Source organism: Marinobacter sp. B-12 (genome assembly GCF_056857915.1).
On sequence record NZ_JBSXOB010000063.1, the window covers coordinates 100,104 to 114,104 of the forward strand.

The 14,001-nt window shown below is 57.7% G+C and carries 17 protein-coding genes; 3 read left to right on the plus strand and 14 right to left on the minus strand.

What is annotated here, in order from left to right; genetic code table 11:
- Positions 1-3 precede the first annotated feature (3 nt).
- Positions 4-639 carry a glutathione S-transferase family protein gene (locus tag AC13D2_RS18150; RefSeq protein ID WP_300493774.1) on the minus strand — a complete coding sequence of 212 codons (636 nt, stop codon included), beginning with the start codon at positions 637-639 and terminating at the stop codon, positions 4-6.
- A gap of 150 nt (positions 640-789) precedes the next feature.
- Between AC13D2_RS18150 and AC13D2_RS18155 the strand changes: the two genes are divergently transcribed.
- The gene (locus tag AC13D2_RS18155) at positions 790-1,746 is read left to right on the plus strand and encodes a helix-turn-helix transcriptional regulator (RefSeq protein WP_421911908.1); all 957 of its coding nucleotides are present in this window, start codon (positions 790-792) and stop codon (positions 1,744-1,746) included.
- 4 nt (positions 1,747-1,750) lie between these two features.
- Here the strand turns inward: AC13D2_RS18155 and AC13D2_RS18160 are convergent, their stop codons facing one another.
- From AC13D2_RS18160 to AC13D2_RS18175, 4 genes are all read right to left on the minus strand, one after another.
- Entirely contained in the window at positions 1,751-3,376 is a 1,626-nt protein-coding gene (locus tag AC13D2_RS18160) for a phytoene desaturase family protein (protein WP_482938991.1), read from the minus strand.
- The gene (locus tag AC13D2_RS18165; RefSeq protein ID WP_420390228.1) at positions 3,373-4,011 is read right to left on the minus strand and encodes a TetR/AcrR family transcriptional regulator; all 639 of its coding nucleotides are present in this window, start codon (positions 4,009-4,011) and stop codon (positions 3,373-3,375) included. The genes AC13D2_RS18160 and AC13D2_RS18165 overlap by 4 nt, the downstream gene beginning before the upstream one ends.
- Positions 4,012-4,150: 139 nt before the next feature.
- Entirely contained in the window at positions 4,151-4,924 is a 774-nt protein-coding gene (locus AC13D2_RS18170) for a DODA-type extradiol aromatic ring-opening family dioxygenase (protein WP_482938992.1), read from the minus strand.
- 16 nt (positions 4,925-4,940) lie between these two features.
- Complete coding sequence (locus AC13D2_RS18175) at positions 4,941-5,378, minus strand: DoxX family protein (protein ID WP_421911913.1); 438 nt, start codon at positions 5,376-5,378, stop codon at positions 4,941-4,943.
- Between the two features lie 117 nt (positions 5,379-5,495).
- Between AC13D2_RS18175 and AC13D2_RS18180 the strand changes: the two genes are divergently transcribed.
- Entirely contained in the window at positions 5,496-6,386 is an 891-nt protein-coding gene (locus AC13D2_RS18180; protein ID WP_482938993.1) for a LysR family transcriptional regulator, read from the plus strand.
- A 12-nt stretch (positions 6,387-6,398) separates the two neighbouring features.
- Here the strand turns inward: AC13D2_RS18180 and AC13D2_RS18185 are convergent, their stop codons facing one another.
- Positions 6,399-7,103 (minus strand): DUF1223 domain-containing protein, encoded by a 705-nt coding sequence (locus AC13D2_RS18185; protein WP_482938994.1) that lies wholly within the window; start codon positions 7,101-7,103, stop codon positions 6,399-6,401.
- 161 nt (positions 7,104-7,264) lie between these two features.
- A complete protein-coding gene (locus AC13D2_RS18190; RefSeq protein ID WP_420390233.1) occupies positions 7,265-7,750 on the minus strand; it encodes a VOC family protein in 486 nt (161 codons plus the stop codon).
- 176 nt (positions 7,751-7,926) lie between these two features.
- On the opposite strand from AC13D2_RS18190, the gene AC13D2_RS18195 reads away from it, so the two are divergent.
- Complete coding sequence (locus tag AC13D2_RS18195; protein WP_482938995.1) at positions 7,927-9,606, plus strand: NAD-dependent malic enzyme; 1,680 nt, start codon at positions 7,927-7,929, stop codon at positions 9,604-9,606.
- 4 nt (positions 9,607-9,610) lie between these two features.
- Here AC13D2_RS18195 and AC13D2_RS18200 read toward each other — a convergent pair whose 3' ends face one another.
- The 7 genes from AC13D2_RS18200 to AC13D2_RS18230 form a co-directional block, all read right to left on the minus strand.
- The gene (locus tag AC13D2_RS18200) at positions 9,611-10,432 is read right to left on the minus strand and encodes a YciI family protein (RefSeq protein ID WP_482938996.1); all 822 of its coding nucleotides are present in this window, start codon (positions 10,430-10,432) and stop codon (positions 9,611-9,613) included.
- A gap of 96 nt (positions 10,433-10,528) precedes the next feature.
- The gene (locus AC13D2_RS18205) at positions 10,529-10,741 is read right to left on the minus strand and encodes a hypothetical protein (RefSeq protein WP_421911917.1); all 213 of its coding nucleotides are present in this window, start codon (positions 10,739-10,741) and stop codon (positions 10,529-10,531) included.
- Positions 10,742-10,830: 89 nt separating this feature from the next.
- Complete coding sequence (locus AC13D2_RS18210; RefSeq protein WP_482938997.1) at positions 10,831-11,484, minus strand: glutathione S-transferase family protein; 654 nt, start codon at positions 11,482-11,484, stop codon at positions 10,831-10,833.
- A 123-nt stretch (positions 11,485-11,607) separates the two neighbouring features.
- A complete protein-coding gene (locus AC13D2_RS18215; RefSeq protein ID WP_482938998.1) occupies positions 11,608-12,222 on the minus strand; it encodes a class I SAM-dependent methyltransferase in 615 nt (204 codons plus the stop codon).
- A gap of 9 nt (positions 12,223-12,231) precedes the next feature.
- The gene (locus AC13D2_RS18220) at positions 12,232-12,918 is read right to left on the minus strand and encodes a DUF2959 domain-containing protein (protein WP_482938999.1); all 687 of its coding nucleotides are present in this window, start codon (positions 12,916-12,918) and stop codon (positions 12,232-12,234) included.
- 126 nt (positions 12,919-13,044) lie between these two features.
- Positions 13,045-13,362: an antibiotic biosynthesis monooxygenase family protein gene (locus AC13D2_RS18225; RefSeq protein ID WP_482939000.1), complete on the minus strand. Its 318-nt coding sequence runs from the start codon at positions 13,360-13,362 to the stop codon at positions 13,045-13,047.
- 35 nt (positions 13,363-13,397) lie between these two features.
- Positions 13,398-13,964, minus strand: coding sequence for a GNAT family N-acetyltransferase (locus tag AC13D2_RS18230; RefSeq protein WP_482939001.1), 567 nt, complete (start codon positions 13,962-13,964; stop codon positions 13,398-13,400).
- Positions 13,965-14,001: the final 37 nt, after the last annotated feature.

Consider the following 14,001-nt stretch of genomic DNA (forward strand, 5'->3'; position numbering starts at 1 on the left):
GGGTCAGGCTATGGCGGATTTCATTGACTCCAACAGTGCGTCATCCAACTCATTGGCACGCTTGGCCGCTGGCCGGCTTTCCGTGCGCTGGATGTACTCCTGGAACACCCTGTTTGGCGGAATGTTCTTCTGCATGGTTTCCCACCACAGGTAACTGCTGACCAGCACATCCGCCGCACTGAACGTATCGCCACAGATGTACGGAGTCCTGCCCAGCACTTTCTCCAAAGTATTGATGCTGTTTTCCACGTGGCCGCAACCGACGGACTGGGCGTTGCTACTGTCGATCTTCCAGCCGTGGGCCAGGGCACTGGTGGCCATCTCGAAGGGGCCCGCCATGAAAAACAGCCAGCGATAGTAGGCGCCGCGTTCCGCAGAGCCTGACGGTGGGGCGAGCTTCCTGTCCGGGAACTGGTCCGCGAGGTAAGCGCAGATGGCCGCCACTTCAGTCACGATGGTACCGTCGTGTTTGATGGCGGGCACCTTGCCCATCGGGTTGATGGCCAGGTATTCCGGGGTTTTCATGTCCGGGCCGAAGTCCATCGTCTCGACGGTGTAGGGAATACCAACTTCTTCCAGCATCCAGCGCACAACACGGCCGCGTGACATGGGGTGGGTGTAAAAGGTGAGTTCCGACATGCTGATCTCCTTTTCAAGCTTGTGTTTTCAAGGGGATGGGTTACTGCGAGATCAGATTAATGTGGAAATAGGTGAATATCTGTCCTATATAAATGGGAAGATGCATTTTTAATGTAAAAAATCGGAAAAACTGCCAGGAGGATGGTCACGATGTCTGGTCCCACGACCCGCGTGTTAACCGTGCTGGAGTTGTTGCAAACCCACGGACAGATCGGCGGAGCCGAGCTGGCGGAGCGGCTGGGTGTGGATCGGCGCACTATCCGGCGCTACATCACGGTGCTCGAAGAACTGGGCATTCCGGTGATGACCGAGCAGGGGCGTTATGGTGGATACCGGCTGGTGGCCGGCTTCAAATTGCCGCCGATGATGTTCACCGATGAGGAAACCCTGGCGATCTCCCTCGGGCTGCTGGCGGCCCGACAGCTTGGGCTGGCGGATGCCGCGCCGGCCATTGCCAGCGTACAGGCGAAGCTGGAACGGGTGATGCCTGCCAACCTGAAAAAACGGGTACGCGGCGTCAGCGACACCACCCGGGTGATCCTGCCGCGGGGCGAGCCCAACCTGGACGACCGTGCCCTGCAAACCCTGACCGTTGCCACGGAAGCGATGCGCTCGGTGGGGTTTACCTACCACTCTCCGGATCATGGCGGGATCGACCGCAGCGTTGATCCCTACGGTCTGGTGTTCCGTCAGGGGCGCTGGTACCTCACTGGCTTTTGCCATCTCCGCCAGGCCATGCGCTCGTTCCGGCTGGACCGCATCAGCCATGTCCACCTGTTAACGGCCACTTTTCAGCGGCCACCGGATTTCGATGCGGCGGATTTCCTGAGTGAGAGCTTCCTGTCCTGGGGGCGCACCCACGAGGTGTCGCTGGTGCTCCATACGGACCGTGAATCGGCCTCAGCCGTGTTTGGTTTTCATTCCTCCTGTGCGGAGGGGTTCGAACAGCGTGATGATGGCCTGCTGCTGACCACTCAGACTGACAGTTTCGAGTGGTTTGCCTGGTGGCTGGCGCAACTTCCGTTTCGATTTACCATCCTCAAGCCGGATGGGCTCAAGGATGCGTTACGGGAGCATGCCACGCGGTTGCTGGAATGTTGTGAGTGAGGACTTACCCCACAAACATCCTCTTCGCCAATGGCAACCCCTTCAGGCCACTGACCGCCACGGTCGCCAGTAACCCACCGATCATTGCCCCGGCCACGCCGCAGGTCATCACGTCCTGGCCGGTCAGGTACAGGCCGGGAATGCGGGTCTTGGGCTTCAGCCAGTCCTGCTCAAAGCGGCTGGGAGTGTGGTTCAGGCCGTAGATCTCGCCCTTGCTGTAGCGGCAGAAGTAATCGGTAGACAGCGGCGTGGACAGCTCGGAGTAATCCACCTTGCCTTCCAGATGAGGGAACTTCTCATACAGCTTGGCCAGTAGCCGCTGGGCATAGGCTTCTTTCTTCGCCTCGTACTCGTCGCCACGCTTGCCCCAGGTCTCGTCGGCCCAATCCTCGTACCAGTCATACGGCCCGGGGGCCACGATCTCGATCGTGGCGCGGCCTGGGTAGCGCTCGGCAAAGCTTGGGTCTTTGGCGGACGGGAACGAGATGTACGTCAGCGGAATGTCGTGTTCATCCGGCGAGGCCACAAAGTCGCTGACCTGTTTCTCATAGTTGGTACCCGGATAGATCCAGTAGTTGGTCTTTGGCAGCTTCAGGTTCTCGGCGGTATCTTCCAGGCCGATGTACAGGCAGTTGCTGGCCATGGAGCGTTCCACGGTTTTCAGCTTTTCCTGGTAATAGTCCCGGTGGGGCGCGGTTTCCGGCAGCAGTTTGTCGAAGGTGTTGAACACGCCGGCATTGCTGATCACCAGCGGGGCACGAACATCCTCGCCGTCTGCCATGCGCACACCCACGGCCTTGCCTTTTTCGATCAGGATTTCTTTCACGTCGGCGTAGGTGAACACTTCTCCGCCGCTCTGCTGGATGACTGGAATAATGGTCTTTGCCATTTCCGAGGCACCGCCGATGGGGTAGTAGCCGCCGTACAGGTAGTGGCGGGCAATCAGGGCGTGGATGATGAAACTGGATTCTTCGGGTGGCAGGCCGTTGTCGCCCCATTGGCCGGTAAGCACCGCGATCAGTTCCTGATTGTTGGTCAGGTCTTCCAGAACTTCTCGTGTGGGCTTGTTGAGGAATGCGGGTGCTGTGCGGTCGACCAGCTTGCGCAGGGGCCCGGCGGCCAGGTCCGGAAGTACTTTGCCGATCACCAGCCCCGGCATGGCTTTGGCCACTTGCCGCAGATAATCCAGGTAGGTGTCTATGGCCTGCTCCTCGCCGGGAAACTCCTTCTTCAACTCCGCTTTGAATGCGTCCGGGCCGGCGACAAGATCCACGTGGCGATTACCAATAAAGATGCGGTCAAAGTGGCTGTCCATGGGCGCCCACTTCAGCTGCCCGTCGGTAATGTGGTCGAACAGGCGTTTGCTCAGGGTGTGGTCCGCACCCACATCCCCAATGTAATGCACACCTACATCCCATTCGTAGCCGTTGCGATCGTAGCTGTGTGTAAAGCCCCCGGCGGTGTAGTGCTGTTCGAACACCACCACTTTCTTGCCCAGTTTGCTCATGCAGGCCGCTGTGGTCAGCCCGCCAATACCGGAGCCGATAACAATGGCGTCGTAGGGGCCGTCAAGACGATTGGCGCGATAGCGGCGCCCGACACGGATAGTACTGGGTTTGGGGCTACTCATGATGTGGTGTCCTTTTTGTGTTGTTTGTTTTCAGCAATAGAGCCATCGAGTAGGAGAGTGACAACACCTTCGGTCAGGTGAGGTTCCGCTTTCGTGCTGGGCAGGTGCCCGTCGATAGACAGCTGGGACAGGCCGTGCACCAGGGACCAGGCGGCGGCGGTCATCAGTGATAACGAAATGGGTTTGACGTAACCGGCCGCTTGCGCTTGTGCAATGGTGTCTTCCAGGACCTGGAAAGCCCCTTTGCCGGCTATGTCCAGGCGCGGATGAATACCTTTGGGCAGCACCCGCCCGCCAAACATCAGCCGGTACAGGTTGGGTTCGTCCCGGGCGAATGATACGTAAACCAGGCCGATATCAATCAGTGCCCGCCTGGGGTTACTTTGATCGACGGCGAGCAGTCGTTCCCGCAGAGCCTCGAATCCGGTCACGGCCAGTTCTGCGAGCAGGCTGTCCCGGTCAATGAAATGTCGGTACAGGGCAGGGGCACTGACCCCGATTTGCTTTGCCAGGGCTCGCAGACTGATGGCCGCATCGCCATGTTCACGCAGGACTTCCAGCGCCAGTTCATGAGCCTGTTGGGGCAGGTCGCCGTGGTGGTAATTGGTTTTGAGCGGGGTTGGGCTGTCAGCCATAAGTTATCACCAGTAACATTGTTACTGGTGATAACATCACAAAGTGAAGGCGATTGTCAACTGATTTGGATGTCGCCAGTTTCTTCTGCTGGTGGCGCCAGACCGGGAGAGTTAGATGTTTATGAGTACGCTGCGGGTTTCAGGCATTCCGAAAGATAAAGGAATCCATCGACAGCACGCCATGCTCAATACCACCCTCAATAACTGAGCCACGGGCCTCGGGGCCGGCGGCACCCAGTGCAACCAGCAACGGTAGAAAATGCTCCGTGGTGGGATGTGCGCGCTGGGCATGGGGCGCGAGAGTCAGAGTGTTTATCAGGCGTGCCTGGTCGTTTTCCAGAACCGCTTCACGAACCCACTGGCTAAAGACCTTTGCGTACTCTGCACTGTTGTTGTCCCTCCAGCGTACCTCGTAGAGGTTGTGGGTCAGACTGCCCGAACCGACGATCAGCACGCCTTCCTCTTGCAGCGGTGCCAACACCTGGCCCAGTTGGTAAGCGGACTGGCTATCAAGGTTTGCGGGCAGAGACACCTGGAACACCGGCACCGAGGCGTCCGGGTACAGGTACGTCAGTGGCACCCAGGCACCATGGTCCAGGCCGCGTTGGGCATCTGCGACCGGTTGCCAACCGGCGTTATCCAGTAGAGACAATGCCTTCTTGGCAAGCGACGGATGACCATGCGCCGGGTATTTCAGTTCGTACATGGCGGGTTCAAAGCCTCGAAAGTCATGGACGGTAGCCGGTACTTCTGACAGACCCACCCGTACCTCTTGCGTCATCCAGTGAGGTGACACCACCAACACGGCAGTCGGTCGGGGTAGTTCCGCTCCGAGCTGCGAGAGAGCCGGGCCCGCAAGGCCCGGCTCCAGTGCGAAGGTGGGAGCGCCGTGGGATACGAACAGACTGGTCATGGCGCGATACTCCTGTTTATTTCGTTACCAAACGGTCTACGGAAGCGCGCCCGGCACCGCTAAACAGCAGGGACACCGAAGCCGCCAGTAATGCCAACCCGAATTCATAGCCGTTGTTGCTCATGAACAGGCCATTCTGGATATGCACGCTAAAGATGGCAATCAACATGGCGAAGGCCAGCGCTGCGCTCGCGGGACGAACCAGCAGGCCGATGATCAATGCCAGGCCGCCCAGAAACTCGGTGCCGCCTGCCAGAAGGGCCATGAGGTAACCCGGGCTCAGACCGATGGAGTCCATCCACTGCCCGGTGCCTTCCAGGCCGTAGCCGCCGAACCAGCCGAACAGCTTCTGGGCGCCGTGAGCCACGAAGATGATGCCAACGGGAATACGCAGCGCGAGGGCTCCCCAGCCAGCGTTGGTGTTGAGCAGTTTGTTGACGAATGCGTTGTTCATGATCGGGTTTCCTTGTGTATGAGTCGTGTGTTGAGCATGAAGATACTTTACGAGTATCTTTTTTTGGGATAAACATGCGATTACTGAATTGACTGTCTCGGAAAATGGAATAATTAAATGGATCGATTACTGGAGATGCAGACCTTCTGCACCGTTGTGGATGAGAGCAGCTTTGTGGCCGCCTCGGAGGCAATGGGGGTGTCGAAAGCCGCTGTATCCCGCTATGTTGGTGAACTCGAATCCCGGCTTGGGGTGCGACTTCTTCATCGCACTACCCGGCGACTGTCCCTGACGGCAGAAGGGGAAGTGTTCTACGTACGTTGTCGAGAGTTGCTGGCGGGGGTGGAAGAGGCCGAAGCTGAACTGACCTCACGCAGCGGCGTCGCCAAGGGTGTGTTGCGCATTAATGCCCCGGTGAGTTTTGGCATTCGCCACCTGGCGCCCCTGTGGGGGCAATTTCATGGTGAATATCCGAATGTGGAACTCAACATCGACCTGTCCGACCGCATTGTGGATATTGTTGAGGAAGGCTTTGATCTGGCGATCCGAATTGCCAGCTTGAGAAATTCCACCCTGGTGAGCCGGCGTCTCACCACCACGCGGCTTGTTGTCTGCGCCTCTCCCGAATACCTCAGCGCCCACGGCACGCCAGAACATCCCGGGGACCTGATCCATCACAAGATCGTCGCCTACAGCAACCTGGCCACGGGTAACGACTGGCATTTTGACGGTCCGGATGGACCATTGAGCACGCGAATACGCCCCTGGATGCATGCCAACAACGGTGAAACCTGCTGTGCCGCCGCCCTGGCCGGTCAGGGGGTGATCCACCAGCCCAGTTTCCTGGTGCAGGATGACCTGGACGCAGGCCGGCTGGTGGAACTGATGCCGGATTACCGCTCCGACGAACTGGGCGTATACGCGGTCTATCCCACCCGGAAATTCGTGACGCCGAAGGTGCGGGCATTGGTGGATTATCTGCAATCGACCTTACCGGACGTGGTTTAGGCGCCGGGTCGGTCACTCAAGGTAACCCCCCACCGCCTGTAACACCTGCTGTGAATCGGTAGGGGAGACCCAGATTGCCAATGCCGTGCGCTGCTGGCCTTTGTCCGGTGCTGCCGGCAGTTTTAGTTGCCATTCGCCTTCACCGGGTAGGGTTGTGACATCAAGCACCACAAAATCGTGAGTGAGTGTTTTGCCTCGGTTCTCACCCGCTTTCACTTGAGTCTCGATGCCCATGCCCAGGTAAGCGACGTGAAGGTGATTGCGGGTCTTGTCCGCAAAGTTGACTTTCAGCCGGTTGCCCTGAAGGTCAGCGGTCAGGTTGCCGACCTGTTCGTTTGACGTTTCCCAGTTGCGCTTGCCCCGGAACCATGGCCGCCATTCCTGGCTGTTAATGACAAAACCCGGTGTGTACACTTGGCTGATGTTGCCATCCCTGGCATATCGGCGCTGCCGCTGGCTGTACTCGCTGCTCGCAAAGCGGTCTTTCCAGCCAATATAGTTCCAGTAGTCAACATGAAAGGCCATCGGGATGAACGTTCTGAAAACGCCGTCGCGGTTTTTCAGGGAACTGAGGAAGGCGTCAGCCGGTGGGCAACTACTGCAACCCTCCGACGTAAACAGTTCAATCACATCGGTCTGCGTGTTACTGCTTTGCCACTGTTCGGCGTGGACGAGCAGGGGGAACAGAACTAACGCAGGTATCAGCATGCGCCTCATAACGATCTCCACAGGTGACAGTTCTCAGTTTCCCGACGCTCCGCGTCTCCGCAGAGCATCGTTGTCATGAATCACAGTCCCAGCATGTCAGAGGCATGCCAGCGAATGGTTCAATGAAGCTGAAACTTTCGATCACAATTCCGTCACGGAGATCGTCGCTATTATCCCCGACGTGCCGCCTCAATAGCCGCAACATCGATTTTACCCATCGTCATCATCGCCTCGAACACCCGTTTCGCGGTTGCACGGTCCGGATCGGCAATGGCGTCTGACAGAATCTGCGGCGTGATCTGCCAGGAAATGCCCCACTTGTCCCGGCACCAGCCGCAGGCACTTTCTTCGCCGCCGTTGCCCACAATCGCGTTCCAGTAGCGATCAGTTTCCTCCTGATCCATGGTGGCCACCTGGAACGAAAACGCTTCGCTGTGCGTGAAGATGGGGCCGCCATTTAGCCCGAGGCAGGGAACGCCCAGTACGGTGAACTCCACCGTCAGCACATCCCCTTCCGAGCCTGATGGATAGTCTGCCGGTGCATGATTTACGGCATCCACCGATGAATCGGGAAAAGTCCGGGCGTAGAAGTTCGCCGCCTCTTCGGCGTCGCCGTTGTACCAGAGGCAAATGGTGTTTTTTGCGCGTTTCGTCATACCGTTTCTCCATTTGTTGGTTTACAGGATAGTAGTTAGTCGTTCAGCGTTTCCGGAAATCGACATGGCCTGCGAACGAGCCCGACATCAGCTACTCTTTTTATAGACGTAGTTTGCCATCGTTCCGTAGCCAGGATCCTGCTTGGTTCGTAGCCCGCCCGATTTACGAGGTGATTATGAGCAACGCGAAAAAGCGCCCTCTGTATATACCCTACGCCGGCCCCACCTTGCTGGAGATGCCGTTGTTGAATAAGGGCAGTGCCTTCACGCAGAGGGAGCGCCTGGACTTCAACCTGATTGGCCTTCTGCCGCAGAACGTGGAAACCATCGAGGAGCAGGCAGAACGCGCTTACAAGCAATACCAGCTATGCCAGACCGACCTGGACCGACATATCACCTTGCGCGCCATCCAGGACGACAACGAAACCCTTTTTTACCACCTGCTGGAAGACCACCTGGAAGAAATGCTTCCGATTATCTACACCCCCACCGTGGGCGAGGCGTGCGAGGAGTTTTCCAACATCTACCGCAACCATCGCGGGCTGTTCGTGTCCTGGCCCGACCGGGAACACATGGACTACCTCCTGCGCAGCGCCACCAAGGAAAACGTCAAGGTCATTGTAGTTACCGACGGCGAGCGCATATTGGGATTGGGTGATCAAGGTATCGGCGGCATGGGCATTCCTATCGGAAAGCTGTCGCTTTACACCGCATGCGGCGGTATCAGCCCGGCCAATACGCTGCCTATCACGCTTGATGTTGGCACCAACAACCAGACCCTGCTTGATGACCCCATGTACATCGGGTGGCGCCACAAGCGCATAGGCCAGAAGGAGTACGACGCCTTCGTGGCTGAATTCCTGGCGGCGGTGAAGCGCCGCTGGCCCAAGGTGCTGGTGCAGTTCGAGGATTTCGCGCAGAACAACGCCATGCGCCTGCTGAAGAAATACCGCGACGACGCCTGCTGCTTCAACGACGACATCCAGGGCACCGCCTCAGTGTGCCTGGCCACCTTGCTGGCGGCGTGTAAAACCAAGGATGAGAAGATCAGCGACCAGACAGTTGCGTTTGTGGGCGCCGGTTCCGCCGGCTGCGGCATTGCCGAACAGATCATCGTGGCGATGACGAACGAAGGGTTGCCGGAACCCGAGGCGCGCCAACGGGTTTATATGATTGACCGTCCCGGGCTGCTGACCAGCGACATGACCGACCTGCAGGATTTCCAGTTGTCGCTAGCCCAGGACCCGGCCCGGCTCGAAGGCTGGTCAGGCCGGGCATTGATCGATGTGGTGAAGCAGGCGAAGCCGACGGTACTGATCGGCGTCTCCGGCCAGCGCGGCCTGTTCAGCGAAGACGTTATAAAAACCATGCACTCCACCTGTGCCCAGCCACTGGTGATGCCCCTGTCGAACCCCACCTCCAAAGTCGAGGCAACGCCCGAAGAGATCCTGACCTGGACCCACGGCGAAGCCCTGGTGGCGGCCGGTAGCCCCTTCAAACCGGTGGAGCTGAATGGCAAAGCCCACCCCATCGCGCAATGCAACAATGCCTACATCTTCCCGGGCATTGGCCTGGGAGTGATCGCCGCCGGCGCCTCCCGGGTGACCGATACCATGCTGATGGCCGCCGCCAATGGGTTGGCGAAACAGGCGCCCATCGTTCAGCAAACCGGCGAGCGGCTATTGCCGGACCTGGCCCGTATTCAGGAAATCAGTCGCAATATCGCCTTCGATGTCGCCAGGCAAGCGCAGGCGGATGGTGTCGCCTTGCGCTCCGATGACGACACCATTCACCAGACCATCGAACGCCATTTCTGGCGCCCCCGTTACCGGGATTACCTCCGGCGTTCGATTTAAAGACCTACTGGCACTGCTCGAGCCCGCTGCTGATCATCCACTGGACCCCAAAACGGTCCTTGGCCATTCCGAACCGATGCGCCCAGAAGGTCTGTTCGAACGGCATGATCTCTGCGCCCCCTTCGGAAAGCGCCTGGAAAACCCTCTCCGCCTGCTCGGTATCATCATATTCAAGGTGGATCTGCGTACCCTGGGGCGCTTGATAACCGTCTCCCGACATGTCCGCCCCCATCAACCGGCGGCCGCGAATATTAAGGGAGGAATGGATAACTCGATCGTGCATCTCTTTCGGCACATCCTCTGCCGCTGGCGTTTCGCCGTAGGTAATCACGGCTTCCAGAGTGCCGGCGGTCACCTCTGCATAAAATTCCATGGCTTCCCGGCAGTTGCCGCCAAACGCCACGTGCACGTTCATCTCTCGTGGCAGTTTTTCCTGCGAACGATGCTTCTCAAGTGCGGGGCTGGGCGCGAAATCCTCCAGCGTGAAGTAACGGCGTAACTCAAGGGTAACGTTGCCGTCGGCATCTTCTTTTGGCCACTGTTTTGCCCAGGCGATGGCGTCCTCGAAGGAATCCACCTCAAGCACACTGTAGCCGGCCAACAGCTCGCTGGTCTGCTCGAAGGGGCCGTTGATAACGGTGGGCTCACCGTTGCGGAACTGAATGCGGCAACCTTCCCGGGTGGGCCACAGACCGTCGCCACCGGTAAACACGCCGGCCTGCGTCATCCGCTCATTGTAGTCCGCCATTGCCTGTAGGAGGTCATCCGTGGGCATTACGCCATTCTCGGTGTCGGCATCGGCCTTGCGCATCAGCATGTATTTCATGTCGTCGTTCTCCAGTGATTGTTGGTGGTTTCACTGGTTAGTCGCACGGAGCGGGTGGAAATCGACAGGGGAAGGAAAAATTATCAGGAATGTCGTTTATTGTGAGTCTTTTGCCTGTTCCGCCGCTCGTCTGTTGTCCCGTGCGGTAAAGCCCCAGCCAACGGCGGCAAGGAGAATCAACCCGGTGATGATTGGTGACACCTCTCCGAACGAGACTAACGCGCCAATGACAGACGCTACGGCCGCCACGGCAGACAGTTTCCATGAGTAGCCGCTGGTTCCAGACTGCTTTTGGGGTACTTCTTTCATGCATAATCCTCGTGAGCTATCACCAACAGTAGCAGGAATTGATTCACGATGGTGCTATTGAAGCGCGGCTGTCGTCATCCTGATGGAATTCACCCAGTAAAGGGGCTATTGGCAGCTTCGCTCTCCATCGCGGCGAACGCTTCACGGATGGTGATGGGAGCCGTAGGCCGGGCATACATTGCCTTGAGGTAGTCCCGCAACCTGGGCGCGCCCGCCAACATATTCTCTTCGCTCGCCCAGTCGAGGGTGTACGCGGCGTTGAAGTCAGCCACACTGAGAAGATCGCCAACTATGAACTCGCGCTCCGCCATGTGCCTCTCCAGCACGGCGAGCATGTCTATGCATTCCTTCGTCGCCAGTTTCACATCCTGCGGCAGTTGGTTTTCTTCCGGGTAAAGGAACGTATGCCGCGCGATGCGCCAGAGAGGCTGTTCAATCTCAGTTACCAGAAAGAAGATCCAGCGATACATCTGGGCCCTGTTTTCCAAGGATTCCGGGATAAAGCCCGCCTGAGGGTGTTTCTCGGCGAGGTAAATCTGGATCGCGGCCGACTCGGTTAAAACCAGATCGCCGTCGACCAGCACGGGCACCTTGGCGGCGGGGTTGAGGGAGAGAAAGTCTTGATGCAGGTGTTCACCCTGTAAGAGGTCTACCGGGTGTAGTTCGTATTCAAGGCCCAGTTCATTGAGTAACCATATTACGCGCAGGGCTCGGGTTGGGGGTGTTCCGTATAATTTCAGCATTTCCTGCTCCTCCGATGCGTGGGCACCGTTTGTTCGATGGGTTCTTAATTAAGTCGAACCGGAGCATGTGAAATCGACATCACATTGTCATTTTCACTTTGAGCAATGATTGAAGTTAACGAGTCACTTCCGGGCGATCAGGAAAACCGATGCTTTATCCGGTTGCCACTCATAATCGATGCTGAACCCTGCATTGGTCAGCATCGTCACCAGTGATTGCCGACTAAAGCGGTTCACAAACGGCGCCAATCCCACCGCCTGCATGGCTGGAATCAACAGTCGCCAGAGCACCATCAGTTCGCCCACCAGGGCGGTGCTGGAAACAAAAACGCCACCGGGTTTCAGCAGTTCGTGAGCCCGGATAATCGCTGCTTCCGCATCCTCCAGCAGGTGCAGGATATTCAGTCCCAGCACCGCCTCAAAGCTTTCCGCCTCCAAGTCCAGACTATCCAGCGTACCCTGCTGAAAGCGCACGTTCTCAACGCCGGCATCGCGGGCTTTCTGTGCGGCGATCTCCAGCATCTTGCCGGAAATGTCGGTCGCGAGAATCTCTTTTACATGAGGCGCATGTACAAGGGCGGTACTGCCTGTGCCGCAGCCAAATTCCAGTACCGACCAGTTGGGCTGGAAATACCCCTGAGTGATGGCCAGTTTCTTCTGATAGCTTGCCTCATCCCGTACCCGACTTTTGGCGTAGCGCTGTGCGCTCTTGTCCCAGAACTCCTTAGAGCTTTTCATTGGACGCGGTTACCCACCTTCACGAAAACGGCGGATAAACGCTTCGGACTCTTCAATCGACTGCTCCATATTGCGAATCAGTGCGTCTACGTCCTCGCGGATGCCCACCAACTCGTTTTCCAGTGAGCCAATCGCCTGGGCGTTCAGGTTATGCTTGAGATACAGCACCTGGTCCTGAAACGCCTGCAACACAGGGTCCATACGCTCCTCGGCGTCGTGCATACGGCGGATCAACTGGCTGTATTGCGCGCGAGTTTCGTCAAGCTGCTGTTCACTGCTACGGCGCAGAGAGTCGCTCTGGTATTCACCCAGTTCATCCTCCCATTCCTCAAAAAGGGCCTCAGCCACCTCTTCGACTTTATCGATGCGGTCGCGGACGTCTTCCGCGCTCGATTTACTGTCTTCGTAAGCATCGCTGATCTCGGCGTAACGGTCCTTGAGCTCTGTATCCGGCGTATCCACCACGCTCTGGAAGCGCTCCAGGGATGAGCGGAACGTCTCCTGGGCGTCGTTCTGGCTATCCCGCGCGTTTTCCACCCGATCTACCAGGATATCGCGCTTCTCATACCCGAATTTTTCCATGGTGTTGTAGTACAGCGAGGAACATCCACCCAGCAGAGCGACACTGAGCAGCACCAGCCACAGCCGCCGGGCGATGGATGGCATTATTGAACTGGCAGTGACTGAGTGGGGCATAACACATATCTCCGGTTGGGAGGTGGATGGAAGTCAGGAAAGTGAAGCATGGGGGCGGCCTGCTGACAAGCAGCCATGCGAATTATGGCCATGGCATCGGAGAGTCACCCTTGCAGCTTTCAGCGGTTAGATACCATATTCCCGCTCAACCTTCGCAATCCGCACCTGGAAACTGGAATACCATTGCTGATGGCCAAGCCGCTGGGCCTCCTGGTGCTCCGCGTTTTGCTTCCAGTTGCGAATAGCCTCAAGGCTTTCCCAATAGGACACTGTAATGCCCAGACCCTCCCGGGCGGATTCCATACCCAGGTAGCCGGGTTGTTGTGCCGCCAATTCAGCCATTCGCGCAGCCATTTCGCCGTAGCCGTTGTCGCCGTCAGTGCGGTGGCTGGTGAAAATAACAGCGTAGTAGGGGGGCTTGGGGGTGTTGGCGATTTCTGACATGGCGTGCTCCAGGGTAAGTCCAGTACAAACCGGGGCTAATGGTCAGGCTTTTCTACTTCCCACTGCTCTCGTCGCAACCGGTAAAGTACATGTGGCCGCAACAGGCTACCCTCGGGCAAACCGGGATGTTCAAACTTGCCACTGTACGTCATGCCGATGCGCTCCATGACACCGCGTGATCGCTGATTACCAACGGTGGTGAAGGAGACGATTTCAGAAAGCCCCAGCTGTTGAAACCCGACAGCTAAGGCACCGCGAGCAGCTTCTGACGCATAGCCATTTCCCCAGTGGGCGAACGATAGGCGCCAACCAATTTCCACACACGGAGAAAAAGGCAGCGTCACAACTGGGATGTGTAGCCCGCAAAAACCAATAAAGGGCTCGACGCCCTTGACCTCTACCGCCCAGAACCCCCAACCGCGCTGTTTGATGAGCGAACGAATTTTATCTGCCATTTCGTTGCTTGCATGCCCAATCAGCGGCTCAGGGAAGAACTCCATTACCTTTGGGTCTGCGTTCAGAGCGGCGAACGGCTCGAGATCGCTGTCGCGCCATTGGCGCAAGCGTAGTCGTTCGGTCTGAAATTCCACTAATTCTGCCATAGCTGGATCAGCCTTACTTCTGAAGACGAGCGTAAGA